Genomic DNA, 909 nt, shown 5'->3' with positions numbered 1-909 from the left:
AAAGGATTGTCTCGGACCTGCGTTCTGAGATTGCTGAGCATGGCCGCGCTCTCCCCTCCCGAGAACAGCCCGGTGAACTCATCCAGCAATTGTCCGGGCGTCATCTTGCCTCGAATGGATTCGGCGGTCTCCATCACCCGAGCGCGAGCCGCCTCGGCCTCGCGTTCAAGTTCGGCTGCGGATTTCTCGTTCATCTCACCTGCTCCTTAATCGCGCTCGCGTCGCGCTTGAGCTGTCCCTGGGTCCGGTCGGGGGTAAGTTCCGAAGGCGCCATGCTGGCCGTCCCCGTCCGCAGCAGGATGACGCCGAGGACCGCCACGACGACACCGACCAGCAGGGAAGACCACCCCGCGCCAAGCCCTGCCCGCGTCAGTGCGATAATGAGCGCCTGCAGCAACACCAAGAGCGCGGCGAGCAGGCAAATCGCGCCGCCCAGCACTTCCGCGGCACCTGCTCCGGCTTTGGTAAGCTTTTCAGAGAGCTCGGCCCGAAACAGCCTCGCCTCGGTTTGCACCAGAGTGGTGACATTCTGGGCCAAATCGGTGACTAGCCCGGCAAGGCTGGGATTGTCCTGGGTGTTCATCTGTCCTGCTCCGCGTTCTGCGTGGCCCCGTCATCACCGACGAGGCCAAAATCCTGCGAACGATCAGCGGACCAACCCTGGGCCTGATCGGTGTGTGATCCGAGGTCTCCCGGAGCAGCCTGAGATTCGCGCCTTGCCGGTGGAGAAGCCTTGATGAACCGCCCGAGAGCCAATCCGGCTAACACCGATCCCGCAAGCAGGACACCGGGATTTTGGCGGCCGAAGGACTGCACGTCATCAAGGACTTGGCTAAAGGGCTTCTGTTTCAAGGACGATGAAAGCCGCTCAAGGCCACTGGCAGCATCCAAAGCGAACTTCGATGCGTT

General features: G+C 62.3%; 1 protein-coding gene and 2 pseudogenes. All 3 read right to left on the bottom strand.

Annotated elements, in window-relative coordinates:
- Nucleotides 1-194 (bottom strand): annotated as a pseudogene (locus NKI06_RS30825) (hypothetical protein); the annotation flags it as partial.
- Nucleotides 191-583: a phage holin family protein gene (locus NKI06_RS30820; protein ID WP_023702904.1), complete on the bottom strand. Its 393-nt coding sequence runs from the start codon at nucleotides 581-583 to the stop codon at nucleotides 191-193. The pseudogene NKI06_RS30825 and the gene NKI06_RS30820, both read right to left, overlap by 4 nt.
- Nucleotides 580-909: pseudogene (locus NKI06_RS30815) on the bottom strand (hypothetical protein); the annotation flags it as partial. The pseudogene NKI06_RS30815 and the gene NKI06_RS30820, both read right to left, overlap by 4 nt.

The sequence above is a fragment of the Mesorhizobium sp. M0772 genome (assembly GCF_040320135.1).
Lineage (GTDB): Bacteria > Pseudomonadota > Alphaproteobacteria > Rhizobiales > Rhizobiaceae > Mesorhizobium.
This window is presented reverse-complemented; position numbering and strand designations above follow the sequence as displayed.